The 26,556-nt window shown below is 65.3% G+C and carries 22 protein-coding genes; 20 read left to right on the top strand and 2 right to left on the bottom strand.

The genetic code is table 11. The features are described 5' to 3' along the window. Nucleotides 1–57: 57 nt before the first annotated feature. The 20 genes from rsmH to ACL02S_RS19075 all read left to right on the top strand — a co-directional run bounded on the left by rsmH (nucleotide 58) and on the right by ACL02S_RS19075 (nucleotide 24,824). Nucleotides 58–1,032 (top strand): 16S rRNA (cytosine(1402)-N(4))-methyltransferase RsmH, encoded by a 975-nt coding sequence (gene rsmH, locus ACL02S_RS19170; RefSeq protein ID WP_412803826.1) that lies wholly within the window; start codon nucleotides 58–60, stop codon nucleotides 1,030–1,032. A 151-nt stretch (nucleotides 1,033–1,183) separates the two neighbouring features. Then, a complete protein-coding gene (ftsL, locus tag ACL02S_RS19165) occupies nucleotides 1,184–1,972 on the top strand; it encodes a cell division protein FtsL (protein ID WP_412803825.1) in 789 nt (262 codons plus the stop codon). Further along, entirely contained in the window at nucleotides 1,969–3,858 is a 1,890-nt protein-coding gene (locus tag ACL02S_RS19160; RefSeq protein WP_412803824.1) for a peptidoglycan D,D-transpeptidase FtsI family protein, read from the top strand. The genes ftsL and ACL02S_RS19160 overlap by 4 nt, the downstream gene beginning before the upstream one ends. A 299-nt stretch (nucleotides 3,859–4,157) precedes the next feature. Continuing rightward, nucleotides 4,158–5,777 (top strand): UDP-N-acetylmuramoyl-L-alanyl-D-glutamate--2,6-diaminopimelate ligase, encoded by a 1,620-nt coding sequence (locus ACL02S_RS19155; RefSeq protein WP_412803823.1) that lies wholly within the window; start codon nucleotides 4,158–4,160, stop codon nucleotides 5,775–5,777. After that, nucleotides 5,774–7,315 (top strand): UDP-N-acetylmuramoyl-tripeptide--D-alanyl-D-alanine ligase, encoded by a 1,542-nt coding sequence (locus tag ACL02S_RS19150; RefSeq protein ID WP_412803822.1) that lies wholly within the window; start codon nucleotides 5,774–5,776, stop codon nucleotides 7,313–7,315. Before ACL02S_RS19155 ends, ACL02S_RS19150 begins: the two co-directional genes overlap by 4 nt. Further along, nucleotides 7,312–8,388: a phospho-N-acetylmuramoyl-pentapeptide-transferase gene (mraY, locus tag ACL02S_RS19145; RefSeq protein ID WP_412803821.1), complete on the top strand. Its 1,077-nt coding sequence runs from the start codon at nucleotides 7,312–7,314 to the stop codon at nucleotides 8,386–8,388. The genes ACL02S_RS19150 and mraY overlap by 4 nt, the downstream gene beginning before the upstream one ends. A 47-nt stretch (nucleotides 8,389–8,435) precedes the next feature. Beyond that, nucleotides 8,436–9,896, top strand: a complete 1,461-nt coding sequence (murD, locus tag ACL02S_RS19140) for a UDP-N-acetylmuramoyl-L-alanine--D-glutamate ligase (protein ID WP_412803820.1) — start codon at nucleotides 8,436–8,438, stop codon at nucleotides 9,894–9,896. Next, the gene (gene ftsW, locus ACL02S_RS19135; RefSeq protein ID WP_412803819.1) at nucleotides 9,893–11,335 is read left to right on the top strand and encodes a putative lipid II flippase FtsW; all 1,443 of its coding nucleotides are present in this window, start codon (nucleotides 9,893–9,895) and stop codon (nucleotides 11,333–11,335) included. Before murD ends, ftsW begins: the two co-directional genes overlap by 4 nt. Beyond that, the gene (gene murG / locus ACL02S_RS19130) at nucleotides 11,281–12,444 is read left to right on the top strand and encodes an undecaprenyldiphospho-muramoylpentapeptide beta-N-acetylglucosaminyltransferase (RefSeq protein ID WP_412803818.1); all 1,164 of its coding nucleotides are present in this window, start codon (nucleotides 11,281–11,283) and stop codon (nucleotides 12,442–12,444) included. The genes ftsW and murG overlap by 55 nt, the downstream gene beginning before the upstream one ends. 44 nt (nucleotides 12,445–12,488) lie before the next feature. Then, nucleotides 12,489–13,961 carry a UDP-N-acetylmuramate--L-alanine ligase gene (gene murC / locus ACL02S_RS19125; RefSeq protein ID WP_503129067.1) on the top strand — a complete coding sequence of 491 codons (1,473 nt, stop codon included), beginning with the start codon at nucleotides 12,489–12,491 and terminating at the stop codon, nucleotides 13,959–13,961. A gap of 105 nt (nucleotides 13,962–14,066) precedes the next feature. After that, a complete protein-coding gene (locus tag ACL02S_RS19120; RefSeq protein WP_412803816.1) occupies nucleotides 14,067–14,690 on the top strand; it encodes a cell division protein FtsQ/DivIB in 624 nt (207 codons plus the stop codon). A gap of 365 nt (nucleotides 14,691–15,055) precedes the next feature. Then, entirely contained in the window at nucleotides 15,056–16,303 is a 1,248-nt protein-coding gene (gene ftsZ / locus ACL02S_RS19115; RefSeq protein WP_412803815.1) for a cell division protein FtsZ, read from the top strand. 105 nt (nucleotides 16,304–16,408) lie between these two features. Continuing rightward, complete coding sequence (gene pgeF, locus ACL02S_RS19110; protein ID WP_412803814.1) at nucleotides 16,409–17,137, top strand: peptidoglycan editing factor PgeF; 729 nt, start codon at nucleotides 16,409–16,411, stop codon at nucleotides 17,135–17,137. Between the two features lie 28 nt (nucleotides 17,138–17,165). After that, complete coding sequence (locus ACL02S_RS19105) at nucleotides 17,166–17,921, top strand: YggS family pyridoxal phosphate-dependent enzyme (protein ID WP_412803813.1); 756 nt, start codon at nucleotides 17,166–17,168, stop codon at nucleotides 17,919–17,921. Between the two features lie 106 nt (nucleotides 17,922–18,027). Next, a complete protein-coding gene (locus tag ACL02S_RS19100) occupies nucleotides 18,028–18,804 on the top strand; it encodes a cell division protein SepF (protein ID WP_412803812.1) in 777 nt (258 codons plus the stop codon). Nucleotides 18,805–18,892: 88 nt separating this feature from the next. Continuing rightward, nucleotides 18,893–19,195, top strand: a complete 303-nt coding sequence (locus ACL02S_RS19095; protein WP_412803811.1) for a YggT family protein — start codon at nucleotides 18,893–18,895, stop codon at nucleotides 19,193–19,195. A gap of 59 nt (nucleotides 19,196–19,254) precedes the next feature. Continuing rightward, nucleotides 19,255–20,106: a DivIVA-like cell division protein Wag31 gene (gene wag31 / locus ACL02S_RS19090; RefSeq protein ID WP_412803810.1), complete on the top strand. Its 852-nt coding sequence runs from the start codon at nucleotides 19,255–19,257 to the stop codon at nucleotides 20,104–20,106. 71 nt (nucleotides 20,107–20,177) lie between these two features. Beyond that, complete coding sequence (locus ACL02S_RS19085) at nucleotides 20,178–20,390, top strand: hypothetical protein (RefSeq protein WP_412803809.1); 213 nt, start codon at nucleotides 20,178–20,180, stop codon at nucleotides 20,388–20,390. Between the two features lie 314 nt (nucleotides 20,391–20,704). Then, the gene (gene ileS / locus ACL02S_RS19080) at nucleotides 20,705–23,839 is read left to right on the top strand and encodes an isoleucine--tRNA ligase (RefSeq protein WP_412803808.1); all 3,135 of its coding nucleotides are present in this window, start codon (nucleotides 20,705–20,707) and stop codon (nucleotides 23,837–23,839) included. A gap of 457 nt (nucleotides 23,840–24,296) precedes the next feature. Then, nucleotides 24,297–24,824: a C40 family peptidase gene (locus ACL02S_RS19075; protein WP_412803807.1), complete on the top strand. Its 528-nt coding sequence runs from the start codon at nucleotides 24,297–24,299 to the stop codon at nucleotides 24,822–24,824. Nucleotides 24,825–24,917: 93 nt separating this feature from the next. Here the strand turns inward: ACL02S_RS19075 and ACL02S_RS19070 are convergent, their stop codons facing one another. Together ACL02S_RS19070 and ACL02S_RS19065 are read right to left on the bottom strand one after the other, a co-directional pair. Next, complete coding sequence (locus ACL02S_RS19070) at nucleotides 24,918–25,391, bottom strand: hypothetical protein (protein WP_412803806.1); 474 nt, start codon at nucleotides 25,389–25,391, stop codon at nucleotides 24,918–24,920. 54 nt (nucleotides 25,392–25,445) lie between these two features. After that, nucleotides 25,446–26,333: a UTP--glucose-1-phosphate uridylyltransferase gene (locus tag ACL02S_RS19065; protein ID WP_412803805.1), complete on the bottom strand. Its 888-nt coding sequence runs from the start codon at nucleotides 26,331–26,333 to the stop codon at nucleotides 25,446–25,448. Between the last annotated feature and the right edge of the window lie 223 nt (nucleotides 26,334–26,556).

The raw sequence follows: 26,556 nt of genomic DNA, 5'->3' as shown, positions 1-26,556 counted from the left end.
TCCAGGCGATTTGTTTGCGGTGCTGGACAAGGCGAGGCAGGACTCCGGGAGGACGAGGTGAACCGTGAACAGCGCGGTCCTCGTCATGTTCCGGTTCTGCTGGAGCGGGCCGACGCGCTGTTGGGGCCCGCTATGGCCGAGCCGGGTGCGATCTACATGGATGCCACTCTTGGGCTCGGTGGTCACGCCGAGTATTTCCTGCGCACCTATCCAGATCTCCGGCTGATCGGCCTTGACCGGGACACCACCGCATTGCAGTTGGCCGGCGCGCGGCTCGCGCCGTTCGCGGACCGAATCACCTTGGTGCACACCCGTTATGACGGGATCGCCGATGCGTTGCTCGGAGCAGGGCTCGCCGCCACCGGCTCGGTCGCGGCGATTCTGATGGACCTCGGTGTCTCGTCGATGCAGCTGGATGAGGCCGAACGTGGCTTCGCCTATTCTGTCGACGCTCCGCTGGATATGCGGATGGACTCGAGCCACGGGCCCACCGCCGCCGATGTACTCAACACCTACAGTCACGGCGATCTGGCTCGGGTACTGAAAACCTATGGGGAGGAACGCTTCGCGGGCCGGATCGCCGCGGAAATAGTTCGGCGGCGCCGGAGCAAGCCGTTCAGTACCAGTGCCGAGCTGGTGGAGCTGCTCTACGCCACGATCCCCGCGGCCACTCGCCGCACCGGCGGGCATCCGGCCAAGCGCACCTTTCAAGCGCTCCGTGTGGAAGTCAACCGGGAACTGGATTCGCTACGCGCTGCGGTACCTGCCGCGCTCACTGCGCTCGGGGTCGGCGGTCGCATCGTCGTCATGTCTTATCAGTCACTGGAAGACAAGGTGGTCAAACAGGAGCTTTCCGCGCGAACGACATCCAGAACACCACTGGGCCTTCCGGTCGAACTGCCCGGTATGGGGCCGGAATTCCGGATGTTGACCCGCGGCGCGGAGAAGGCGACAGAACAGGAGATCGAGGAAAACCCACGAGCGGCACCAGTACGAATGCGAGCAGCGGAGCGGATCCAGGAGGCACGGTGAGGAATCATGGCGCAGCGCCTTGCCGTGCCGACCGGGTGCGGGTGTCCCGCGGGAGCGCTGTAGGCACGGTGAGGAATCATGGCGCAGCGCCTTGCCGTGCCGACCGGGTGCGGGTGTCCCGCGGGAGCGCTGTAGGCGAGGAGGGGAACCGATGAGTGTACGGTCGCGGACTGCCGAGGTGCCTGGCCGGGCCGCCCGGCGGGTCGAAGCTGCCGAGCGCGTGCGATCCGGTGCGGCGCAACGGGCCTATACGCGGCGGCGCGCGCGTGCGGAGCATCGTTCGGACACCGCGCTGTTGCCCGCGATGCGCCGTTCGGCTACTGCCGGGCACGTCCCCTTCGTCGCGGCCGTTATCGCGCTGCTCGGTTGCGGGCTCGCCCTCACCCTCCTGCTGACCACCCGAGCTGCCGAGGACAGTTACCAGCTCAGTGACGCACGGGCTACCAATCAGCGGTTGGCCGATGAACGTGCCGCGTTGCAGCGCGAGGTGGAGGCCGCCGACTCCGCGCCGGAGCTGGCCGCGCGGGCGCGGGAACTCGGTATGATTCCGGCCGAGGATCCGGCTCGCTTGGTGATCGGCCCGAATGGCGAGGTCACGGTGATCGGTACCCCTACGCCTGCGCAGGGCACGCCGGTGCCGCCGCTGAACACCTCTCCGGTTCCAGGAACCGGCAATATCGAGGCCAGGGGCGAACGAGTGCTTCCGGTCCAGCTCACGCCGAGCGTTCCAGCGCCGGATCAGCCGGATCCAGCCGCGCATACCGATGTTCAGGTGACCGGTGCGCCGACGCATACTGTCCCGGTGCCTCCGATAGCGGTCGAGGCGGATCAGGGACAGCCTGTCGAAGCGGCGGCAGCCCAGGCGGCCGCGCCCGCGTCGCGGCCAGAGGCAGGCACAGCACACCAGGCATCGGCCGCACCCGATGGAGGTATCAGGTGACGCATCCCCGGCCCGCACCGCGTCGGCGCCGCGGGCCGTCCGCGTCCCGCGGCGGGGGTAGACCGCGTCGAGTCGCTCCACCTGATCCGTTACGGTTGCGTCTCGGCGTCGGGCGAGTGGTGATGTTGGTCGCGCTCGCTGTTGTCGCCTTGCAGTTGCTGTGGGTGCAGAGCATCGCGGCTCCCGGTCTGTCGGCGCAGTCGGCGAGTCAGCGCACCACCCACCAGCCGGACCCGGCGATCCGCGGGCCTATCACCGACCGCAACGGCAGATCACTGGCCTTCACCATCTCCGCGAAAGCTCTGACCTTTCAACCGGTCCGGGTTCGTCAGGAGCTGGCAGCGGCCAAGTCCACCAGTGATACGGCGCCCGATCCGGATGAACGGTTGCACGATATCGCCCGCACTATTCACCGGAAACTGGGTAAGGACGCGCCCTCGGAGGCGGATCTGCTGGCGAAGCTGCGCGGTGACGACCTGTTCGTGTATCTGGCCCGCAATGTGGATCCGCGGGTCGCGGCCGAGATCACCGATAAGTTCCCCCAGGTCGGTTCCGAACAGCAGAGCATCCGGGTATATCCCGGCGGCTCTTTGGCTGCGAACGTCGTCGGTGCTACCGGGTGGGACGGCCACGGACAAGTCGGGCTGGAGTCCTCGCTGGACTCGGTGCTGGCAGGTACCGATGGGTCGCATACCTACGATCGTGGTTCCGATGGCACGGTCATCCCGGGGAGCTGGCGCGATGAGCAGCCCGCGGTCGATGGGTCGGCGGTCGAGCTGACCTTGGACTCCGATCTGCAGTACTACGTGCAGCAACAGCTGCAGCAGGCCAAAGATGTCTCCGGCGCGGGTGCCGCTTCTGCGGTGGTGCTCGACGCCAGGACCGGGCAAGTCCTGGCGATGGCCAACGACAACACCTTCAATCCGGCGTTGGGGCCGCAGAAGTGGGCCGAGGCCGACCTGAGCAACCCATCGGTGATGGACACGTTCGAACCCGGTTCGGTGAACAAGATCATCACCGCTGCCGCGGCCATCGAGTACGGTGTCACCGGGCCGGACGAGGTGCATCAGGTGCCCGGTGACATCCGGATGGCCGGCGTCACCGTGCATGACGCGTGGTCACACGATGTCGAGCCGTATACCACCACAGGCATCTTCGGTCGTTCCTCGAATGTGGGCACGCTCATGCTCGCCCAGCGGATAGGCGAGGATCGTTTCGCCGATATGGCGCATCGGTTCGGGCTCGGCCAGCGTACGGGTATCGGTCTGCCGGGGGAGAGTCCGGGGCTGATGCCCGATCAGGTGCAGTGGTCCGGTGGCACATTCGCGAATCTGCCTATCGGGCAAGGGCTTTCGATGACCACCCTGCAGATGACCGCCATGTACCAGGCTATCGCCAATGATGGTGTCCGGATTCCGCCCCGGATCGTCCGAGCGGAGATCGCACCTGACGGTACCCGTATCGAGAAGACCCAGCCGGAGGGCGTGCGGGTGGTCAGCCCGCAGACCGCGGCCACTGTGCGGACCATGTTCCAGGCGGTGGTGCAGCGCGACCCGATGAACGCGAATCAGAACGGCACCGGCTGGCCCGCGGCCATCGAGGGCTACCAGGTGGCGGGTAAAACCGGTACCGCGCAGAAGGTGGACCCCGACTGCCGGTGCTATTCCACGTCGTCGTTCTGGATCACCTTCGCGGGTATGGTCCCCGCGGACAACCCGCGCTACGTGATCGGGCTCATGCTCGACGCGCCGGTGCGCAGCTCCGACGGCAGCGGTGGTGGTTCGGCGGCTCCGCTGTTCCACAACATCGCCTCGTGGGCGCTGCAGCGCGACCGCATCCCGCCCTCGGCGCAGCCGCCCAAACGTTTCGTACTGCAAGCGGGGTGATCGGTACCGCCTGTGCGCGATCGCCGTGGCAGGTATATGGAAGCTATCCGCACTGTGTGGAGGACGTTGCAGGTGGACAGGGTATTCGAGCAGCGGCGGAGGGTGGCGATATGCGCTGTCCGTGGCAGTCTCGTTTCATGGCGTCCGTACACCGCGTGGGGTGCCTCTGCAGGCAAGGGCGAAGTCGTAGGGTGCGGTAGGTGTCGTCGGCGGCTGTGCCATGGGGCCGCGTGGTCCCATCGTGATCGGACGACGGTAACCTGACACGTCGATCGATTCCCGAAAGGAGCCTGGTTCCTGTGCAGTCCGGTCAACCGCGCGCATTGCGGCCCGCGCATGCGCGGGCAACGCCACTGGCGTCGCTGGCCGCCCTCATCGGGGCTGTAGTGAGCCCGGAGTCGGCGGTGAGCCCGGAGTCGGCGGTGAGCCAGGAGTCGATGACGCATGGTGTGCTGGTCACCGGCATCGAGCAGCGTTCGCATGCCGTACTGCCCGGTGACGTGTTCGCCGCGCTGCCGGGGGCCCGCGCGCATGGTGCTCGTTTCGTGCAGGACGCGCTGGCTCGCGGCGCTGTCGCGGTGGTGACCGACGCGGCGGGCGCGGAGCTGGCCGGTCGGCTTCCGGTGCCGGTGCTGGTACGGGAGCACCCGAGGTCGGTACTCGGAGAGCTGTCGGCGGCGATCTACGGTAACCCGTCCGACCGGCTGCGCATTGTCGGGATCACCGGCACCTCGGGTAAGACGACAACCTCCTATCTGGTGGAGGCGGGGCTGGCCGCCGCGGGGCTGTCCACCGCGCTGATCGGCACTATCGAGACGAGGATCGGCGGCAGGCGGGTACCGAGCGCGCTGACCACTCCGGAGGCGCCGCAGCTGCACGCGATGTTCGCGCTCATGGTCGAGCAGGGGGTGGACGCAGTGGTGATGGAGGTGTCCAGCCACGCACTGGCGCTCGGCCGGGTGGACGGGGTGCGATTCGCAGTGGGCGCTTTCACCAACCTGTCCCAAGACCATCTGGATTTCCACGCCGATTTCGACGATTACTTCGCCGCCAAACGCAAACTGTTCGAATCGGGTTCACCGGTAGCGGCGCGTACCGCCGTGGTGTGCGTGGACGATGAGTGGGGGCAGCGGCTGGCTGCCGGGTTGCCGAGTCCGATCACTGTGTCCACCACACGGGATGCTGCCTGGACTGTCGCGGGCTCGGTGTCGAGGCACAGTGGCGAACAGGATTTCACCGCATCCGGACCCTCGGGGGAGGTCGCGGTGCGGCTGCGGCTTCCCGGCCACTACAACGTCACCAATGGCTTGCTCGCCGTCGCTGTATGTGCCGCGGCGGGAGTCGAGCCTACGGTTGCCGCGCCCGCGCTGGCGACCGTGGACGTGCCGGGCAGGATGCAGCGGGTCGAGCGTGGTCAGAATTTTCTGGCGATGGTCGACTACGCGCACAAACCCGCGGCGCTGGAGTCCGTGATCGCCACGCTGCGTGGTCATCTGACGGCAGATACCAGGGGACGGCTCGCGGTAGTTGTCGGCGCGGGCGGCGACCGTGATACGGGCAAGCGGCCACTGATGGGGGCAGCGGGTGCGCGCGGCGCCGATCTGCTGATCATCACCGACGACAATCCGCGCAGCGAGGACCCGGCGGCCATCCGTGCCGCCATGCGCTCCGGTGCGCTGGAGGTGTCCGAGGCCGAACGTGGTGTGGTGCGTGAGATCGGTGACCGTGCGGAGGCGATCGCGGCCGCGGTGGCCTGGGCGCGCCCCGGTGATGTGGTGCTGATCGCAGGCAAGGGACATGAGACAGGGCAGGAGATCCAGGGCGTGAAGCACCCGTTCGACGACCGCGAAGTACTCGCGGACGCATTGGAAAGACTGAGTCCGCAAGGTAAGCACGCGGAGGACTTGACGGTTTCATGATCGAGATGACACTGCGGGAGATCGCCGATATCGTCGGCGGCACGCTGCACGATGTCGCAGACCCGGAGCTACGAGTGACCGGCGCGGTCGAATTCGATTCGCGCCGTATCGGTTCCGGTGATCTGTTCTTAGCTCTGCCGGGAAGCAGTTCGGACGGCCACGACTACGCGCCCGCGGCGATCACCGCAGGCGCGGTGGCAGTACTGGCGGCACGGCCGGTCGGGGTACCCGCCATTGTCGTCGCGCCTACCGTTGGTGCCGCGCCGTCGAGTTCGATTGCCCTGACTCATGACCCGGATGGTTCCGGCGCGGCTGTGCTCACCGCTCTTGCCGCATTGGCACGCGCCGCCACCGCGCGCTTGGCCGCAGAGAGCGGGCTCACCGTGGTCGGCGTCACCGGTTCCTCTGGTAAGACCTCGACCAAGGATCTGCTGGCCGCCGTTTTGGCTCCGCTGGGTTCGGTAGTCGCCCCGCCAGGGTCGTTCAACAATGAGCTCGGCCATCCGTGGACCGCGTTACGCGCCGATGCGAGCACCCGATTCCTCGTGCTCGAACTGTCGGCCAGGGGGCCTGGGCATATCGCCGCGCTGGCCGATGTGGCGCCGCCGAGTATCGGTGTCGTGCTCAATGTCGGTACCGCGCACCTCGGTGAGTTCGGCAGTCGCGAGGCCATCGCGAAGACCAAGGGTGAGCTGGTCGAAGCGCTGCCTGCCACCGGGCTCGCTGTGCTCAACGCCGATGATCCCAGAGTCGCCGCCATGGCCGCCCGCACGTCGGCGCGGGTGGTGCTGGTCGGGCAGGCCGAGACCGCCGATATCCGCGCTACCGAGATACGGCTCGACGACCAGGCCAGGGCCGCGTTCACCGTGCACACTCCGGTGGGCAGCGCACCGGTTCGATTGGCCGTGCACGGCGAGCATCAGATCGGCAATGCGCTCTCGGCGATCGCGGTCGCGCTGGAATGCGGGGCGGGTCTGTCCGAGGTGACCGCGGCACTATCCGGTGCGACCGCGGCATCGGCGCGCCGGATGGACGTGCGGACCACCGCCGATGGGATCACCGTCGTCAACGATTCCTATAACGCCAATCCGGACTCGGTTCGTGCCGCGCTCAAAGCGTTGGTGAGCCTGGCGCGCGCGGGCCGGACCCCGCGCCGCAGCTGGGCGGTACTCGGCGAGATGGCCGAGCTCGGGGAGGAATCCGTGCTCGAGCACGATGCCATCGGCAGACTCGCCGTGCGGCTGGATGTCAGCCGGGTGGTTGTCGTCGGTACCGGAAGGCCGTCGCGGGCATTGCATCAGGGAGCGGTGCTGGAGGGGTCGTGGGGCGAGGAATCGGTTCTCGTTCCGGATATCGAGGCCGCGATCGCGCTACTGGACGAAGAAGTCGCAGCGGGTGACGTCGTGCTGGTCAAAGCATCGAAGTCGGTCGGCCTATGGGAGGTCGCCGAGCATCTGACCGACCCGGATGTCGTGGCCGCACGCAGTGCGGGCGCGGCAGGTGGCCGGGTGGGGCAGGATACGGAGGCAGCAGGATGAGACAGATTCTCTTCGCCGCGGGGATCGCGCTGACGGTCTCGATCCTGCTCACTCCACTGTTGATCAGGCTGTTCGCCAAACAGGGCTTCGGCCAGGAGATCCGGGTCGATGGGCCGGCCAGTCATCAGGCCAAGCGTGGTACACCGACCATGGGCGGCGTCGCGATCCTGGTCGGGATGTGGGCAGGCTATCTCGGCTCCCATCTGATCGGTATCGGCTACGACGCCGAAGGCCCGACCGCATCGGCGCTGCTGGTGCTCGGCCTGGCCACCGCGCTCGGCGCGGTCGGTTTCACCGACGACTTCATCAAGATTCGCAAGCAGCGCAATCTGGGCTTGACCGCGGCGGGTAAATATATCGGCCAGTTGTCCGCGGCTGTGGTCTTCGGCATACTCGCGCTGCAATTCAGGGGGGAGAGCGGGCTGACCCCCGCCAGCAGGCATCTGTCCTATGTGCGTGACATCAGCACGGTGACCATGGGCGTGGCCGTATTCCTTGTGTTCGTGTGCTTCGTGGTTGTCGCGTGGTCCAATGCGGTAAACCTCACCGACGGATTGGACGGACTGGCCGCCGGATCGATGAGCCTGGTCTTGGGCGGGTACGTGATCATCACCTTCTGGCAGTACTACCACGCCTGCGAGACCAAGCCGGAGGCCGGTTGCTACAACGTGCGTGATCCGCTGGATCTCGCCCTGGTCTGTGCCGCGGGTGCCGCGGCGTGTATCGGATTCCTGTGGTGGAACGCGGCTCCGGCCAAGATATTCATGGGCGATACCGGTTCGCTGGCGCTCGGCGGCTTGCTGGCCGGTCTGTCCATCACCACTCGGACCGAGTTGCTGATGATCGTCATCGGCGCGCTGTTCGTCGCCGAGACGGCCTCGGTGGTGTTGCAGGTCGCGGTCTTCCGTACAACACGCAATCGATTGTTCAAGATGGCGCCGTTCCATCATCACTTCGAACTCAGCAAGTGGGCCGAGACCACAGTGATCATCAGATTCTGGCTTCTGGCCGCGATGGCCTCCGCTGTCGGGCTCGGGCTGTTCTACAGCGAATACCTCTCTGCGGTCGGGTGAACGAAATGGTCGAACATTCTCCGCGGGCACTACGTTCCCCTGGGCCCATGCTCGAATTTCTCCGCGGCCGCGATGTCCTGGTCGCGGGCTGGGGTGTTTCCGGACGTTCGCTGGTCGAGCCACTGCGTGATATCGGCGCTCGTCCGGTGGTCACCGACAGTGCCGCCGCCGCATTGGCCGAGGCCGCCGAGCTCGGCGTGGATGTGGCCACCAGCGTGGAGCTGAAGGAGGCCGACTGGAGCCGGTTCGCGTTGGTGATCACCAGCCCGGGCTGGCGGCCGGATTCACCGGTACTCGCCACCGCGGTGGCCGAGGGCACACCGGTATGGGGCGATGTGGAATTCGCCTGGTGGGTCGATCAGGCCCGGATCTACGGTCCGGTACGTAAATGGCTGGTCATCACTGGTACCAACGGTAAGACCACGACAACGCAGATGACACATGCGATCCTTCGTGCCGCGGGTATCGCCAGCGTCGCCTGCGGGAATATCGGTCTTCCGATCCTGGACGCCTTGCGGCGTAACCCCGGGCCGCAGGTGCTCGCCGTCGAACTGTCCTCATTCCAGCTGCATTGGGCGCCGTCGGTACGGCCGGAGGCCGGGGTGGTGCTCAATGTCGCCGAAGATCACCTGGATTGGCATGGTGGCCTGGATGCCTATGCCGCGGCGAAGGCTCGTGCGCTGATCGGCCGGGTCGGGGTGGTTGGTCTTGACGATCGGGTCGCGGCTTCGTTGGCGCGTAAGTCCAAGGCACGTCGGACGGTAGGTTTCCGGGTCGGGGTACCCGCGGACGGCGAACTCGGTGTGGTCGACGGAAAATTGCTCGACCGCGCGTTCACCAAGGCCGCGATCCTCGCCGAGGCAGGCGATATCAGTCCGCCTGGCCCGGCGGGTATCGCCGATGCACTTGCCGCGGCCGCACTGACCAGGGCGATCGATGTGGCGCCCCAGTTCGTCCGGGAGGGTTTGATCGAGCACAAGGTCGGTCCGCATCGCTCCGCGTTCGTACGTGAGCTGGCCGGGGTCGAGTTCGTGGACGACTCCAAGGCCACCAACCCGCATGCGGCGCGCTCCTCGATTCTGGCGCACCCGCACGTGATCTGGGTGGCAGGCGGCTTGCTCAAGGGCGCGCATATCGAGGACTTGATCGAGGAGGTCGCCGATCGGCTGGTCGCCGCAGTGCTGGTCGGCGCCGACGCGCCGGTGATCGCGGCCGCGTTGGCGCGACACGCTCCTGAGGTACCGGTCGTCGAGCTGACCGCGGGAGACGATGCGGCAATGGACGACAAAGCGGCAGCGGGTGACGAAACGTCGAAGACGGCGGCTGCCGAGGCCATGATGGCGCGTGCGGTGCGCGCGGCGGCGGGATTCGCCAGCAGTGGTGACACCGTACTGCTGGCGCCCGCCGCCGCATCGCTGGACATGTTCGCTGATTACGCGCACCGGGGCCGAAGTTTCGCCGCCGCGGTGCACACCTTGGAAGACGGTGACATCGGACGGCGACTGTGACGGGAACGGCGCGGCGCAAGCGTGGGCCGGTACCCGGATTCGGGACCTGGCTGGCGCGGCCGCTCGCGTCGTTCCATCTGGTGGTCACCATCGCCACCCTGCTCACCGTGCTCGGATTGGTGATGGTGCTGTCGGCGTCCAGTGTCGAAGCCTATGCCGATGGTGGATCGGCCTATTCGCTGTTCATCCAGCAGACACTGTTCGCTGTGGTCGGTGCGGTGCTGTTCTACCTGGCGTTGCGTATTCCGCTGCGCAGGTTGCGGCAGTGGTCCTTCCCGCTGTTCGCATTGTCGGTGCTCGCGCTGGTTCTGGTGCTCATCCCCGGCATCGGTACACAAGTGCAAGGTGCTCGCCGCTGGCTGCTCTTCGGGCCGATCTCGGTGCAGCCGTCGGAGATCGTGAAGGTGACTCTGGTGGTCTGGGGAGCACACCTGCTGGCCTCCCGGCGCGCCGCGAATGCCACGCTCAAGGACATGCTGGTTCCGCTGGTGCCCGCCGGTCTGCTGGTGTGTCTGCTCGTGGTGCTGCAACCGAATCTGTCGACCACCATCGCCCTCGGTATCGTGCTCGCGGCATTGCTGTGGTTCGGTGGCCTTCCAGTGCGTCTGTTCGTGACGATCGCTCTGTCCGGCATGATCGCCGCTGCGGTGCTGGCACTGTCGGCCGGTTATCGCTCCGACCGCATGCGGGCGTACTTCAACCCGGGGGACGATCCACAGGGCATCAATTATCAGGCGCGGCAGGCGCGGTATTCGCTGGCCGACGGTGGCATCTGGGGGCGTGGACTCGGACAGAGCCGGGCCAAATGGAACTACTTGCCCAACGCGCACAACGATTTCATCTTCGCGATCATCGGTGAAGAACTCGGCTATCTCGGTTGCGCGCTGGTGCTCGGTCTGTTCGCCCTGTTCGTCTACACCGGTCTGCGTATCGCGTCCCGTTCGGTGGATCCGTTCCTGCGACTGCTCACGGCGACCGCGACGACGTGGATCACCGCACAGGCGCTGATCAATACCGGCTATGTGGTCGGTTTGCTCCCGGTGACCGGTCTGCAGCTTCCGCTGGTTTCCGCTGGAGGATCGTCTTTGGCCATCACGCTGTTCATGTTCGGTGTCATCGCGAACGCGGCCAGACATGAGCCGGAGGCGGTGTCGGCATTACACGCCGGACACGACGGTCGTTTCAGCAGGTTGCTGCGATTGCCCACACCAGAGGTGTACGCACCGGCTCGTCCGAGCACGGCACGGCGTGGCAGGGCGAGCGGGTCCGCGGAGTCAGGGCCGTCGTCGCTGTCACCGGGCAGGCGCGCACGGTACGGTAGCGAACCGGTGCGGCGCAGGTCAGCGCAGAGCCGGGGCACCAGTTCGGCCCGCGCTACCCGCGCATGGGAACCCAGCTATCCGGTCAAGCATGCAAGAGAACGGGGAAAGTCCAGGTGATCTCGGTAATCGTCGCCGGCGGCGGCACGGCGGGGCACATCGAGCCTGCGCTGGCGGTGGCGGATGCGCTGCGGCGGCTCGACGAGTCGATCCGGGTGACGGCGCTCGGCACCGAACGTGGGCTGGAGACCCGTCTGGTTCCCGAACGGGGCTATCCGCTGGAGTTGATCCCCCCGGTTCCCCTACCGAGGAAGCCGACGGCCGAGCTATTGCGGTTACCCGGACGAGTGCGGGCTTCGGTGGCCGCGACCAGAGCGGTGATCGAGGCGGTCGACGCCGATGTGATCATCGGATTCGGCGGATATGTGGCGTTACCCGCGTATCTCGCCGCGGGCACTGGTGTGCTGCGTCGTCGGCGTGCGGTTCCGGTGGTGGTGCACGAGGCGAATGCCAAGGCAGGCATCGCGAACAAGGTCGGCGCTCGCCGTGCCGCGCGAGTGCTCGCCGCTGTTCCCGATTCGGGCTTGCCGAATGCTCAGGTCGTGGGGATACCGGTGCGTGCATCGATCACCGGGCTGGACCGGGTCGCATTGCGCGCCGAGGCCCGTGCCCACTTCGGCCTGCCCGCCGAAGGCCCGGTACTGCTGGTTTTCGGCGGTTCCCAGGGGGCGCGGACCTTGAACGAGGCGGTATCCGCTGCCGCACCTCAGCTCGTCGCCGCCGGTATCTCGGTATTGCACGCGCACGGTCCGAAGAACACTCTCGAGCTGGACGGCTCCGTTACCTCCCCGCAGGGGGACGCCCGTTATGTGGTGGTGCCGTATCTATCCCGGATGGACCTTGCTTATGCGGCTGCCGATGCGGTGGTCTGCCGGTCGGGCGCGATGACTGTCGCCGAAGTCTCCGCGGTCGGGCTGCCCGCGTTCTATGTGCCGCTGCCGCACGGTAATGGGGAGCAGGAACTCAATGCCAGGCCGGTGGTCGGTCAGGGTGGTGGCAGAATCGTCCCCGATGCCGAGTTGACGCCGAAGTATGTGATCGATGAGGTGATTGCGCTGCTCATGGATTCCGCACGGCTTATCGAGATGGGCCGTGCCGCCGCTGGTGCCGGGCACCGCGACGCCGCCGACGCGGTGGCGCGTATCGCGAGAGAGGTGGTGTACCGATGAGTGACATCGTCGCACCAGGAGTTGGACCGCACGCCTCGGAGCGGATGGCGCTACCACCGGAACTGGCACGTGTCCATATGGTGGGTATCGGCGGGGCGGGTATGTCCGGTATCGCCCGGATTCTGCTCGCTCGCGGTGGTGCGGTATCGGGTTCTGACGCCAAGGAAAGCCGCGGTGTGCTCGCGTTACGTGCACGGGGCGCGCAGGTGCGGATCGGGCATGACGCGACCGCTCTCGACCTGCTGCCCGGCGGTCCGACCTCGGTGGTCACCACCTACGCGGCTATCCCGAAGACCAATCCCGAGCTGGTCGAGGCCGCTCGACGCGATATTCCCGTGCTGTTGCGTCCCACTGTGCTGGCCGCACTCATGCAAGGACATCGCACTCTGCTGGTATCCGGTACGCACGGTAAGACCTCGACCACCTCGATGCTGATCGTCTCGTTGCAGCATTGCGGGGTCGACCCGTCTTTCGCGGTGGGGGGTGAGCTGAACGAGGCTGGTACCAATGCCCATCACGGTACCGGCGATACCTTCGTGGCCGAGGCCGATGAGAGCGACGGCTCGCTGTTGCAGTACGAACCGGACGTCGCCGTCGTCACCAATGTCGAGTCCGATCACCTGGATTTCTTCGGCTCCGACGAGGCCTACGTACAGGTCTTCGATGATTTCGCCGATCGGATCGCACCGGGCGGCCTTTTGGTGGCCTGTCTGGACGATCCTGGCTCGCTGGCGTTGGTCGAGCGGGTCGGTGCGCGTTTGGCGCAGCGGAACGTTCGGGTTCTCGGCTACGGATCCGGTGATCTCACCGATGCGCCGGTCGCGGTCGGCGCTCGGTTGCACAGCTGGGAGCCGCGTGATGTCGGCGGAATCGCGCAGTTCCAGCTCGCCGACGAGGCCGCCCCACGTACTCTGCGGCTTTCGGTGCCGGGCAGGCATATGGCGCTCAACGCGCTCGGTGCGCTACTCGCCGCCCGCGCCACCGGTGTCGATGTGGGCGATATTCTCCAGGGCCTGGAAGGGTTCGGCGGTGTGCATCGCCGGTTCCAGTTCGCCGGTCGGGAGAACGGGGTGCGCGTTTTCGACGATTACGCGCATCATCCGACCGAGGTACGCGCCGTGCTCGGGGCCGCGGCCGAGCTGGTGCAACAGGAGGCGCGGGACGGTGCCCGGTCGCGGCAAGGGCGGGTCATCGTGGTCTTCCAGCCGCATCTCTACAGTCGCACCGCGACCTTCGCGCAGGACTTCGGCGATGCGTTGAGCCTGGCCGATGAGGTTGTCGTGCTCGATGTCTATGGTGCGAGAGAGAAGCCGTTGCCAGGGGTGAACGGTGCGTTGGTGGCGCAGGCGGTCACGAAACCGGTGTACTACCAGCCGGATATGTCCCGGGTCGGTCGTCAGGTCGCGGGGCTGGCGCTGCCTGGCGATGTGGTGATCACCATGGGCGCGGGAGATGTGACCATGCTCGGTACGCAGATTCTCGACGGACTTCGGGCGCGGCCCCAGCACGGACGGTGACCCGGCGTGCGCTGGGTCGCAGCGGCGCGCGGGGCCGGACGCCGCGTGGGTGATCGATTCGGCGCGCCGCAGTGGCGCCGAATCCGGATATGGGGATCGCTGGCTGTGTGTGTGCTTACCGTGGTAGGCATCATCGCCTGGTGGACTCCGCTGTTCTCGGTGCGCACCGTGCAGATCGAGGGTACGGTGACAGTGCCGGAACACCAGGTGCGTGAGCTGCTGGAAATCCCCCCCGGCCGCCCTATGCCGCGTGTCGATACCGAGGGGATAGCGCGGCGGGTGGCGAGCATTCCGAAAGTACGTACGGTGCGAGTGCAGCGGGTTTTCCCGTTCACCGTGCGGGTCACGCTCGTCGAACGGATTCCGGTGGTGTTCTACGAGAGTCCGCAGGGCGCGCATCTGCTCGATGCGGAGGGGGTGGAATTCGCGCTCGGACCGGCGCCGATCGGGGTGCCGCGGTTGGTCACCGATCATCCAGGCGGTACGGACCCGGTGACCGAGGCCGTGGTATCGATACTCGCTGTGATGCCCGCCGCATTGAGCATCCAGGTGGACGAGGTCGTGGCGCGATCCATTTCAGATATTTCGCTCACATTGCAGGATGGTCGCACGGTACTGTGGGGCGGGGCCGGCGACGCCGAACGGAAGTCCGCGGTCGTGCTGCCCTTGTTGACGCGTCCCGGAACGGTGTTCGATGTTTCGAGTCCCAATCTGGTCACGGTAAGGTGACCCACGCCCGATGCGCTCAGTGGAATGTGCTCAGTGTATTTTCGCCGGTCCGGAGGCGGTTCCGGTGTGCAGGGGCGGACCGGGGGCGCTGGTGCACCATACGATGTGTGGGGTGGCGGGGCGAGCAGGATCACGCAAGATTCCGACCCTGGTCTCGGCGCGCCTGCTCGCGTATCGGGACGGTTACGAATAGCGTTCCACGATAATGGGATACTTGACATAATGCTAACCCTATGGTTTACCTTTAGGGTTTGCCCGAGTCATGGTTCGCTCACTACAGCGATCCGGACCATGACTCGGGTCGAGAAGTGGCGTGCCGAGAATCCGGAAACGACAGGCTTTAGATCTAAGGAAGGCGAGAGCCCATGACGCCCCCGCACAACTACCTTGCGGTGATCAAGGTCGTCGGTATCGGCGGCGGCGGCGTGAATGCCGTCAACCGGATGATCGAGCAGGGACTCAAAGGTGTCGAGTTCATCGCGGTCAATACCGACGCGCAGGCGCTGCTGATGAGCGATGCCGATGTCAAGCTCGATGTCGGCAGGGAACTGACCCGAGGTCTCGGGGCCGGTGCGGACCCCGAGGTCGGGCGTAAGGCCGCCGAGGACCACAAGGACGAGATCGAAGAGGTGCTCAAGGGCGCCGATATGGTTTTCGTGACCGCGGGAGAGGGAGGCGGCACCGGTACCGGTGGCGCTCCGGTCGTCGCGCAGATCGCTCGTAAGCTCGGGGCGCTCACGATCGGTGTGGTCACGCGTCCGTTCTCGTTCGAGGGCAAGCGGCGCGGCAATCAGGCCGAGGTCGGCATCAACTTGCTGCGCGAGTCCTGCGATACGTTGATCGTGATTCCGAACGATCGGTTGCTGCAGCTCGGCGATGCCGCGGTGAGCCTGATGGATGCGTTCCGTTCGGCGGACGAAGTACTGCTCAACGGTGTGCAGGGCATCACCGATCTGATCACTACTCCCGGCCTGATCAACGTCGACTTCGCGGATGTCAAGAGTGTGATGTCCGGCGCGGGCAGCGCGCTGATGGGTATCGGTTCGGCACGTGGTGAGGGTCGTTCGGTGAAAGCGGCGGAAACGGCGATCAATTCGCCGCTGCTCGAGGCGTCCATGGATGGTGCGCACGGGGTGCTGCTGTCGATCGCGGGTGGATCGGATCTGGGGCTGTTCGAGATCAACGAAGCGGCCTCACTGGTCCAGGAAGCCGCGCATATCGAGGCCAACATCATCTTCGGCACCGTGATCGACGACTCGCTCGGCGACGAGGTGCGAGTCACCGTGATCGCCGCGGGCTTCGATGGCGGCGGTCCCGCCCGCCGTACCTTCGAGCCGACCAGCCGGGCCACCATCGGTTCGGCGCGTTCGGGGGAGATGCGTTCAGGGGAGACAGGACAGCGTCGTACCGGTGAGATCACGGAGCGCGACACCCACAGCACGGCGGATGCCGCCACACCCGGCGCGGTGCCGAGCTATCGGAGCACCGACCGGCCGCGCACGCCTGCCGAGCCTGCCGTCCTGAACAACCCTCGGTCGCGCGTGGCGCCGCAGGCGGATCCGGACGACGACGATGACGATGTGGATGTGCCGTCGTTCATGCGGAGGGGCTAGCTGTTCGTCTCGCGGTCTTCGGGAGAATTCGGGACCGAGTATCCGGGGGTGGGTGCGGCGTAGGCAACATGTGGACTTTCGCCGAGCGCCGCTAGGCTCGCCGTTATGACTATCGCGCCGGCAATAACTGTTCGACGGGTCACCACGACAAGATCCGGCGGCTGCTCGGCGCCGCCGTACGATTCGTTCAACCTCGGTGACCATGTCGGCGATGATCCGGCAGCGGTGCGGCGTAACCGGGAACGGCTGGCCGATGGGATCGGTCTGACGCCGGAGCGCCTGGTGTGGATGGAGCAGATCCACGGCCGTGCTGTGGAGATCGTCGACGGCCCACGTGCCGAGCCCGTCCCGGCCACCGATGCTCTCGTGACCACCGTGCCCGGTCTCGCGCTCGTGGTGCTCACCGCCGATTGTGTTCCCGTTCTGCTCTCCGACGATGAGGCGGGCGTGATCGCCGCAGTGCATGCCGGACGTATAGGTGCCAGGATCGGCATAGTGCCGCGGGTGCTGGCGGCAATGGTGTCGCTCGGTGCGCACGTGGATCGGATCGGCGCTTTTCTCGGGCCTGCGGCGTCCGGAAGGCAGTACGAGGTCCCCGCCGCGATGCGTGCCGATATCGAAGCGCATCTGCCCGGCAGCGCGACCACGACGGTGCGCGGCACTCCAGGACTCGATCTGCGTGCCGGCATCGCCGAGCAGCTCACCGAGGCCGGTGTTACCGCGATCGCTGTCGATCCACGCTGCACCATCGAAGACCGAACCCTGTTCAGCCACCGACGTGGTGCGCCGACCGGCCGGATGGCCGGAGTGATTTGGATGGAGGCCTCGGCATGAGCGTTCGGGTCCGAAGGAGGCAGCGCAGGTGAGCAGTGCCGAAGCGCGGATCGCCGGGGCCGCGGCGAGAACCGCCGAGTTGTCCGGCAATCTTTCCGGTTTGCTCGCGCGGATCGAGGCGGCGTGCCGAATGGCGGGCCGGGCACCGGAATCGGTGCGGCTGCTGCCGGTGACGAAGTTCTTCCCCGCCTCCGATGTGGCGATCCTTTACCAGCTCGGTAGACGGGAGTTCGGTGAGTCGAGGGAACAGGAGACCGCGGCCAAGATCGAGGTGCTGCGCGCAGGGGATCATCCTGGTATCCGCTGGCATATGATCGGCCGGTTACAGCGGAACAAGGCGCGGAATGTGGCCCGCTGGGCGCACACCGTGCATTCGGTCGACAGCGAACGTCTGGTAAACGCTCTTGCCGCCGGTGCGCGTGCCGCGCTGGACGCGGGGGAGCGCACCGAGCCGCTCCGAGTGCTGCTTCAGGTGAGTGCGGATGACGATCCGGCGCGTGGCGGTGTCACGGCAGCGGAGATTCCGGGACTCGCCGCCAAGACGGCGGCCGCGCCGGAGTTGCGCTTATCGGGTCTGATGGTCATTCCGCCGTTGGATACCGAGGCTGACGCGGTGTTCGCGCGGCTCGCGGCCTTGCGTACCCGGTTGCTCGCGGATCATCCGGAGGCGGAAGAGTTTTCCGCGGGAATGTCCGGTGACTTGGAATCCGCGATCGAACACGGTTCGACGGTTGTGCGTGTCGGTACCGCCTTGATGGGGGCGCGACCGATAATCTCGGCGTAGCAAGGGAACCACATCAGTCACATTCGACACATATGCTGGGAAGCTGGCGGGGGCTGAGCAAGACTTCAACACCCGGCCGCCACCGGGGCCGAAGGAAGGTCGACCAATGAGCACGCTGCACAAGTTCAAGGCGTACTTCGGCATGGTTCCGCTCGAGGATTACGAAGACGACTACGTGGATGATCGTGCCGCTCGCGGTATGGATGAGCGTGGCATGCGTGGGCCCCGTGGCTATTCCGAGCGTGATGGTTACGCCGACCACTACGGTGATGACCGCTACAACAGTGCTGATCGCTTCGGCACCGACTATCCCGAGCCCGCCTACAAGGCGCCCTACCAGGCGGGATACCCGGTATCTCGGCACGAAGACTACGCCGATGAGCACTACGGCGCCGACCGTTACGAAGCGCCACGGCGGCCGACCAGGATCGATTCCGCCCCGTCGGGGCGATTCCGGGCAGGTGGTGGTGCCCCGGTCGTGCGCGGCGCCACTCGTGGTGCGCTCGCTGTCGATCCCGATGCGGAGGAGCGCAGGCTGGAGGAGCGGGTGCGGCCCGAACCCGCTTCGATGCGCAGGCCGGGGATCTTCGAGGACGGAGGCCCCTTGTCCAGAATCACCACGTTGCGTCCAAGGGACTACAGCGAGGCACGGATCATCGGTGAACGCTTCCGCGAGGGCAATCCGGTGATCATGGACTTGGTGGATCTGAGTAACGCCGACGCCAAGCGGCTGGTCGATTTCGCCGCGGGTCTCGCCTTCGCGCTGCGTGGATCGTTCGACAAGGTCGCGACGAAGGTGTTCCTCCTCTCACCTGCTGATGTCGACGTATCGGCCGAAGAACGCAGGCGTATTGCGGAAACCGGCTTCTATAACCAGAAATAAGCTCGTGATCGGCGGGTAGAACAGACCGGTCGAGGGTGATCCGGCGCGGTCATTTTGCACGACGAGGTTTTTGCGGCAGAGTGAAGTTGTGGCCTTGTTCGCGGTGCTGTACTTCGTGCTGTTCATCTTCTGGCTGTTGCTGATCAGCCGGGTGCTCATCGAGTTCATTCGTAACTTCGCCCGAGACTGGCGACCTAGAGGTATCCTGGTCGTCGTTCTCGAGGTGATCTTCACGATCACCGATCCTCCGGTTAAACTCCTGAGGCGGTTGATACCTCCGGTATCACTGGGCGGAATTCGTTTGGATCTGTCGATAGTGGTCCTGCTTTTCATCGTCTTCATCCTGATGTCGGTTGTGGATGGGCTCGGGCAATCCGTAGCCCCGGTGTGACAGAATGGGCCGTGAAGACAGCTTGCTAGATCTCCAAAAGACGCTGAAGGGATCCTTCCATGCCGCTGACCCCAGCCGATGTGCACAACGTCGCGTTCAGCAAACCGCCGATCGGGAAGCGCGGCTACAACGAGGATGAAGTCGACGCATTCTTGGATCTTGTGGAGCAGGAGCTCTCACGGCTGATCGAGGAGAACGCGGATCTGCGTCAGCGGGTCGCCGAACTCGATACGGAACTGGCCGATGCGAAGAAGAATCGCGGCTCTGCCGCGGTGAACACCGCGAAGCCGTCGGCCCCGCAGGCTCCACCGGAGCCGGTCAAGCCGTCGGCTCCTGTCGCGCAGCCCGCCCCGATGCCCGCCGCCGCGCCCGCGGCCAAGGAGGCTTCTGGCGCGGATGCGAATCAGCAGGCAGTCAAGATGCTCAATATCGCCCAGGAGATGGCGGAGCGGGTGACCAGTGACGCCAAGTCCGAGGCCGAGAGCCTGCTGTCGAATGCCCGAGCGAATTCCGAGCGACTGGTCACCGACGCGCGGACCCGGTCGGAGGCCATGATCGCCGACGCTCGTCAGAAGTCGGATGAGATGCTGTCGGATGCGCAGGCTCGCGCGGACAGCCAGCTGCGGCAGGCCAAGGAGAAGGCCGACGCGTTGCAGGCCGATGCCGAGCGGCAGCACACCGAGATCATGGGGACCATCACGCAGCAGCGCAGTGTGCTGGAGAGCCGGATCGAGCAGCTCAAGACCTTCGAGCGGGAGTACCGGGTGCGGTTGAAGTCGTATCTGGAGTCGCAGCTCGAGGAACTGGAGAACCGCGGCTCGGCTGTCCCGGTCGACGGCGGCGAAGCATTCGCCGACACCAATTCGTCGAACAACCTCGCGCCCGCCTCATTCGCGAAGGGGAGCAAGTAGCGGCCGAGCGCTACAGCAGTGTAGACCGCTAGAGGAAATGTCGAACCGCCTGGCATGCCTTGGGGGTCATTGTGGTCGTCCTTACACTCGTCCTTGCCGCGATCGGTTTCGTTCTGCTCGTGGTATCGCTTGCTACCGGATCGGTGCTCTGGGCGTGGGGATGCATTGTGGTATGCGGCCTCGGCGCGGTGATCTTGCTGGCCAGTGCGCTGTCCGTGCGGAGGCCCGATAATGATTCCCCGTATGCCGGTCGAGGAGCCGAGCGCGAAGGTGTCGAACGCTGAAGTGATCGAAAGTTCGAGGTGGTTGCCTCGAGTGGGTCTCGGCGGCCTTACCTTATGTGGTTGACCGTGGGGGCTAGAATCGAATGACACATGGCGTAGATCCGGCTATCACCGGGGAGTCTTCGGAAGAACGGTGACACGGCCCTCGTGGCGTGCGCCAAGTAGAACCGAACGGGTGAGCCCGTCACAGCTCGCGAAATAAGAGGTCCGGTGTGTGCGCTACGCCGGACAAGCGGGGTGGTACCGCGGTTTCGGCGCACCAGGCGCTGTCATCGTCCCCGTGTCAGGATACGGCACGAGGAGACGCATCCGCGATGGCGGACCATACTTCCAGCAACAGCGCCTACCCGCGCGTCGACATGGGCGCAGGTAACGGGATGTCCTTTCCCGAGATGGAACGCCGGGTACTCGACGCGTGGGCGGCTGCGGACACATTTCGCGCTAGCATCGAAAATCGTTCCGGTGCATCGGAGTTCGTCTTCTATGATGGACCGCCCTTTGCGAATGGTCTGCCACATTACGGCCATTTGCTCACCGGATACGTCAAAGATCTCATCCCACGTTTCCAGACCATGCGGGGTAAGCGGGTCGATCGCCGCTTCGGATGGGACTGCCACGGATTGCCCGCGGAAATCGAAGCCGAAAAACAGCTCGGTATCACGGAAAAATCACAGATCGATGCGATGGGACTGGAGAAATTCAACGCGGCATGCGAATCTTCGGTGCTGCGTTACACCGGGGAATGGCGCGACTATGTGACCCGCCAAGCCCGCTGGGTCGACTTCGACAACGACTACAAAACCTTGGATACCGACTTCATGGAGTCGGTCATGTGGGCGTTCAAGTCGCTCTATGACAAAGGCTTGATCTATCAAGGTTTCCGGGTATTGCCATACAGCTGGTACGAGCAGACGCCGCTGTCGAATCAGGAGACCCGTCTCGACGATGCCTATAAGATGCGGCAGGACCCCGCGGTCACCGTCGATATGGTGTTGCGAGTGCCCGCCGATCATCCATTGCGTGAGCTCGACGGGGCCAATGCGCTGATCTGGACCACTACGCCGTGGACACTGCCGTCCAATCTGGCTATCGCGGTGCATCCCGACATCCGCTACGTGCACTTGCGCGCGGTCGACGGGAAGCGCTATCTGCTTGCGGCCGAAAGAGTTTCGCATTATTCGCGAGAGTTCGGCGCAGAGGTGGAGACGCTCGGCGAGTTCGATGGCGCCGCGCTGGCCGGTCTGTCCTATGCTCCGCCGTTCGATTTCTTCCTCGGTCATCCGAATGCGCACCGTGTACTCACCGCCGAGTATGTGACAACCGATTCCGGTACCGGAATCGTGCACTTGGCGCCTGCTTTCGGTGAGGAGGATATGGATGTCGCCACGGCGAACGGCATCGAGATCGTGCAGCCGCTCGACGCGGGCGGCAAGTTCACCTCGATGGTCCCTCCGTACGAGGGCCAGATGGTGTTCGACGCCAATCCGGTGATCATCAAGGACCTCAAGACCGCGGGAAAGTTGTTGCGGCACGAGACGATCGAGCACTCCTATCCGCACAGCTGGCGCTCCGGACAGCCGCTGATCTATATGGCTGTGCCGTCCTGGTTCGTGGCGGTCACCACGTTCCGCGAACGGATGGTCGAGCTGAACAAGCAGATCACCTGGGTGCCCGAGCATATAAGGGACGGCCAGTTCGGTAAGTGGCTCGAGGGAGCGCGGGACTGGAACATCAGCCGTAATCGATACTGGGGCAGCCCCATCCCGGTGTGGGTATCCGACGATCCGGCATACCCGCGTACCGATGTGTACGGTTCGCTGGACGAGCTGGAGCGTGATTTCGGCGTGCGCCCGGCTGATCTGCACCGACCGATGATCGACGAACTCACTCGGCCGAATCCTGATGATCCGACCGGTAAGTCGACCATGCGCCGAGTGCCGGAGGTGCTGGACTGCTGGTTCGAGTCGGGCTCGATGCCTTATGCCCAGGTGCACTATCCGTTCGAGAACAAGGAGTGGTTCGACAGCCATTTCCCTGGCGATTTCATCGTCGAGTACAACGGGCAGACCCGCGGCTGGTTCTACACGCTGCATGTGCTCGCGACCGCGCTGTTCGACAGTCCCGCGTTCAAAACCGTTGCCGCGCACGGTATCGTGCTCGGCGATGACGGACTGAAGATGAGTAAGTCCAAGGGGAACTACCCGGATGTGAACGAGGTGTTCGACCGGGACGGCTCCGATGCCATGCGCTGGTTCCTGATGAGTTCGCCGATTCTGCGTGGCGGTAACCTGATCGTGACCGAACGCGGTATCCGCGAGGGGGTCGGTCATGCGCTGCGGCCGTTGTGGAATGCCTGGACCTTCCTGCAACTGTATGCCGCTCGTCCGGGGACATGGCGGACGGATTCACCGCATATGCTGGACCGTTACATCCTGGCGAAGCTGGCGCAGACCAGAAATGTCATGACCGACGCACTGGAGCGCTACGACATCGCCTGCGCTTGCGAAGAACTGCGCTCGTTCGCCGACGCGCTCACCAACTGGTATGTGCGACGGTCGCGTTCCCGGTTCTGGAGCGAGGACCGCGATGCGGTGGACACGTTGCATACCGTGCTAGAGGTGGTCACCCGGTTGGCTGCGCCGTTGCTGCCGTTGCTCACCGAGGTGATCTGGCGTGGCCTGACCGGCGAGGACTCGGTACATTTGGCGGATTGGCCGAAAGAAGGCGAGTTGCCGGATGATCCGGAACTGGTCGCGGCCATGGATGAGGTACGGGTGGTGTGCTCGACGGTGCTCAGTCTGCGTAAGGCGCAGAACCTGCGGGTGCGGCTGCCGTTGGCCGAGGTCACCATCGCCGCGGACGATGCGCAACGCTTGGCGCCGTTCGTCGACATCATCGCCGACGAGGTCAATGTCAAGAAGGTGGATCTGACCGCCGATGTGGCCGCACACGGACGTTTCGACCTGGTGGTCAACGCGCGTGCCGCGGGGCCACGCCTCGGCAAGCAGGTGCAGACGGTGATCAAGGCGGTGAAGGCGGGGGAGTGGTCCGAGAGCACTGATGGTGTGGTCACCGCGGCCGGAATCACTTTGCTGCCAGAGGAATACACCCAGCGATTGGTGGCCGCCGAACCGGAATCGACTGCGGCGTTGCCCGGAAACGCCGGCCTGGTGGTGTTGAATTCGGTTGTCACGGAGGAGTTGGAGGCCGAGGGGTGGGCTCGTGATGTGATCCGTGATCTCCAGGAGGCCAGGAAGTCCGCCGGTCTGGATGTGTCCGACCGGATCATCGTGGTGCTGGATGTTCCGGAAGATCGGGCCGGATGGGCAGATACCCACCGCGATCTGATCGCGGGTGAGATCCTGGCCACCACGCTGACCTTCGGCGACGCGGGTCCGGAGGCTGTCGACCTGGTCGGCGGTGTGCGAGCGACGGTGACCAAGGCCTGACCGCCTGAACTGGACATACGCCGGGGCGCGACAGCGGAGTCGCGCCCCGGCGTATGTCGCAGTGCGACCGGACGATCCGCATCGGCCACGGTTCCCGCGCGTTGCCGATGTGACCGGAGGGGATGCGGGTGATCCGTTCGATCGTGGAGGGTACGCGCTCGGTAGGTATCTGTCAGGATAATTTGTGTGATATAGATCACACGCTGAAAATTTGCTGAACTCCTGCCCGCGGCTGATCGCGCGCGGCAGAATCGCGATATTGCCCCTGATGCCGGACGGCTGGAGGGGTGGCACGAGTTTCATTCATGGAGTGTCCTATCTGAACTGTGCGCATGGGGCGGTGTTGTACGCCCGGATGCGGTGACCACGGCTCCGTCTCGATGGCGTTGTCTGCCGTGCGTTAGTCATAGTTGCTGTGTGATTGCCCGTTGATCGGGCTCACGGAAAGGGCGAGCACGTGCCAACGAACTCTCTACGATCTCTGCGTCGCAGCACCCTCGGATTCTCGTTATCAGTCATCGCGGCTGTCCTGCTTGCCGGGCCCGCGTGGTCCGACACCGGCGAGCCGGGCAGCGCATCCGGTAGCAGCCCCGGTCGCGAGCTCGTCAGCGGCAGCGCGGTCGCGGTGCCGTTTCCCAGCGTGCGTGGTCTCGGTGCGCTGGCGGCGGCGACAACACAGCTCGGTAAGCCTTATGAATGGGGTGGGACCGGTCCGTTCAGCTGGGACTGCTCCGGCCTGGTGCAGTGGGCGTACCGCCAGGTCGGGGTGAAAATTCCCCGGACAACCTGGCAGCAGGCGAAGGTGGGAACGCCGGTCCCGCGCTATGCCCTTTCTCCGGGCGATGTCGTGGTGCTGAATCGGGACGGCTCGCACGTCGGGATCTACGCGGGCTATGGTCAGGTCCTCAATGCTTATGACTGGGGTGTGCCGGTCGGTTACACCCCACTGCGCCAGTTCGATATCTACGCCATCCGCCGCTTCTGAGTGTTCTCGCGCCGGATGTGTTCTCGGCGGGAGTGGCCCCGACCCGTACCATGCGGGCGGGGCCACAGCGCGGGAGCGTGCCCCGCGGCCGAATCACTCGAATCGGATCACGCCTCGGCAGCCGCTGCCCGCACTGCCGGTCACCGGGGGAGAAAGCACCTGGAACGCGACTTGTCCCGGATCGTTGATTCCGAGATCCACCCTGGTCACCATCCAGTAGTAGGTGTCGGGCAGCGAGACACTGATGTTCTTCTCCGGAATGGTCAGCGATGCTCCGGCCAAGGGATTGACAAAAGACACCACGTCGAGGATGGCGCGGGTGCCTGCCTTCGCCGATAGGACGGTCTTATTGCAGTGGCCATTGGTGAGGCCGAGTTGCGTCGTCTCCGACTCGGCTGCCGCTGGGCCCGCGGCGGTGATGATGAGGGCTGTCGCGACGCCTGCGGTGAGGCCGAGGCGACGCATGCGCAGACTCGAAGTAAAGCTCACGAACGCACCTTTCTGCTCGAACAGGAACGGAGGAACGGTGAGCTCCTGATCGGCGGTGAGCAGTCCGCACAGCGGCATCGCCGATCACGAGCGGCGACAGCATAGCGGTGCGAGGTGCGGTCCAGGTGTCGATCAGTGCTCGAGGCCGTCGGCGAGGTTGCGCAGCAACGGTCCGTACTGTGGATGTGCCAGCGCCGAGGCGAATTGCGCGACCAAGTAGTCGGCCGGATTGCCGGTGTCGTACCACCGGCCCCGGATCACCTGACCGAATACCGGATTGTGCGCGGCGTAGACATTGATCGCATCGGTGAGGTACACCTCGCCGGTGCGGTGCTCGTACCAGGCCTCGGTCTGTGCGCGCAGTTCCTGGATGATTCCAGGGGTGACCACGTAGCCGCCGATCGCCGCGAAGGACGATGGCGCGTCCTCGGGTTTCGGCTTCTCCCGCAGCCCTGTGATGCGCAACAAGCCGTTGCCGTGGTCGTCGGCCACCACCGGAACGCCATAGCGTTGTGATTCGGTGGAGTCCATCGGCATCAGCGCAAGGACGGGTGCTCCTGTGGTGGTGTAGGCGTCGATGAGCTGCTGGGCTCGTGGTACCTCCGCGACGAACACATCGTCCGGCCACAACACCAGCATCGGCTCGTCACCGAGATGGCGGGCTGCGTTGAGCACCGGGGTTCCGTTGCCGTACGGACCATGCTGGTCGAGGTAGGTGATATGGCCGAGCCGGGACAGCTCACCGACCTCCTCGACCGCGTCGGCGAAGGCGGACTTTCCCTCCGCGCGTAACTGGGCGACCAGTGTCTGGTTGGGGCGGAAGTGGTCCTGGATCAACGATTTCCCGCCGCTGACCACGATGGTGATGTCGGTGATGCCAGAGGCGACCAGTTCGCGGACCGTATGCTCGATCACCGGCTTATCGCCGACCGGCAGCATCTCCTTGGGGATGGCTTTGGTCAGCGGAAGCAGCCGGGAGCCGATACCGGCGGCCGGGATGACGGCCTTGCGGATGTCCATGGACCCGATCATCACATACCAGGGCGTACCTGCCGTGCTGTCGGCGCGGCTCGCCGATAGGTGTCTGGTACTGATAGGTACATCGCATCGGGCGGTGAAAGGGCAGATCAGGGCATCAGTGCGGGGAGTGGGTCGCCCGGTGAGAACTGGAGCGGTGTCGTGCCGGAAGGGTTGTGTCGGAACGGTGGCGACGGAACGCTGGTGACAGATCGGCAGTGCCTGC

Origin of the sequence: Nocardia spongicola, assembly GCF_047200775.1 — a bacterium.
Lineage (GTDB): Bacteria > Actinomycetota > Actinomycetes > Mycobacteriales > Mycobacteriaceae > Nocardia.
The sequence above is the reverse complement of the archived record's forward strand: the minus strand, read 5'-3'. Positions and strand labels throughout refer to the sequence as shown.

Bases quoted from the DNA above. Each gene is read 5' to 3' on its own strand.
- mraY (WP_412803821.1), top strand. From the start codon at position 7,312: ATGAGACAGATTCTCTTCGCCGCGGGGATCGCGCTGACGGTCTCGATC.
- ACL02S_RS19065 (WP_412803805.1), bottom strand. From the start codon at position 26,333: ATGGACATCCGCAAGGCCGTCATCCCGGCCGCCGGTATCGGCTCCCGG.
- ileS (WP_412803808.1), top strand. From the start codon at position 20,705: ATGGCGGACCATACTTCCAGCAACAGCGCCTACCCGCGCGTCGACATG.
- ftsL (WP_412803825.1), top strand. From the start codon at position 1,184: ATGAGTGTACGGTCGCGGACTGCCGAGGTGCCTGGCCGGGCCGCCCGG.
- wag31 (WP_412803810.1), top strand. From the start codon at position 19,255: ATGCCGCTGACCCCAGCCGATGTGCACAACGTCGCGTTCAGCAAACCG.
- ftsZ (WP_412803815.1), top strand. From the start codon at position 15,056: ATGACGCCCCCGCACAACTACCTTGCGGTGATCAAGGTCGTCGGTATC.
- ACL02S_RS19070 (WP_412803806.1), bottom strand. From the start codon at position 25,391: ATGCCGCTGTGCGGACTGCTCACCGCCGATCAGGAGCTCACCGTTCCT.
- murC (WP_503129067.1), top strand. From the start codon at position 12,489: ATGGCGCTACCACCGGAACTGGCACGTGTCCATATGGTGGGTATCGGC.
- ACL02S_RS19100 (WP_412803812.1), top strand. From the start codon at position 18,028: ATGAGCACGCTGCACAAGTTCAAGGCGTACTTCGGCATGGTTCCGCTC.
- murG (WP_412803818.1), top strand. From the start codon at position 11,281: ATGGGAACCCAGCTATCCGGTCAAGCATGCAAGAGAACGGGGAAAGTC.
- pgeF (WP_412803814.1), top strand. From the start codon at position 16,409: ATGACTATCGCGCCGGCAATAACTGTTCGACGGGTCACCACGACAAGA.
- murD (WP_412803820.1), top strand. From the start codon at position 8,436: ATGCTCGAATTTCTCCGCGGCCGCGATGTCCTGGTCGCGGGCTGGGGT.
- ACL02S_RS19150 (WP_412803822.1), top strand. From the start codon at position 5,774: ATGATCGAGATGACACTGCGGGAGATCGCCGATATCGTCGGCGGCACG.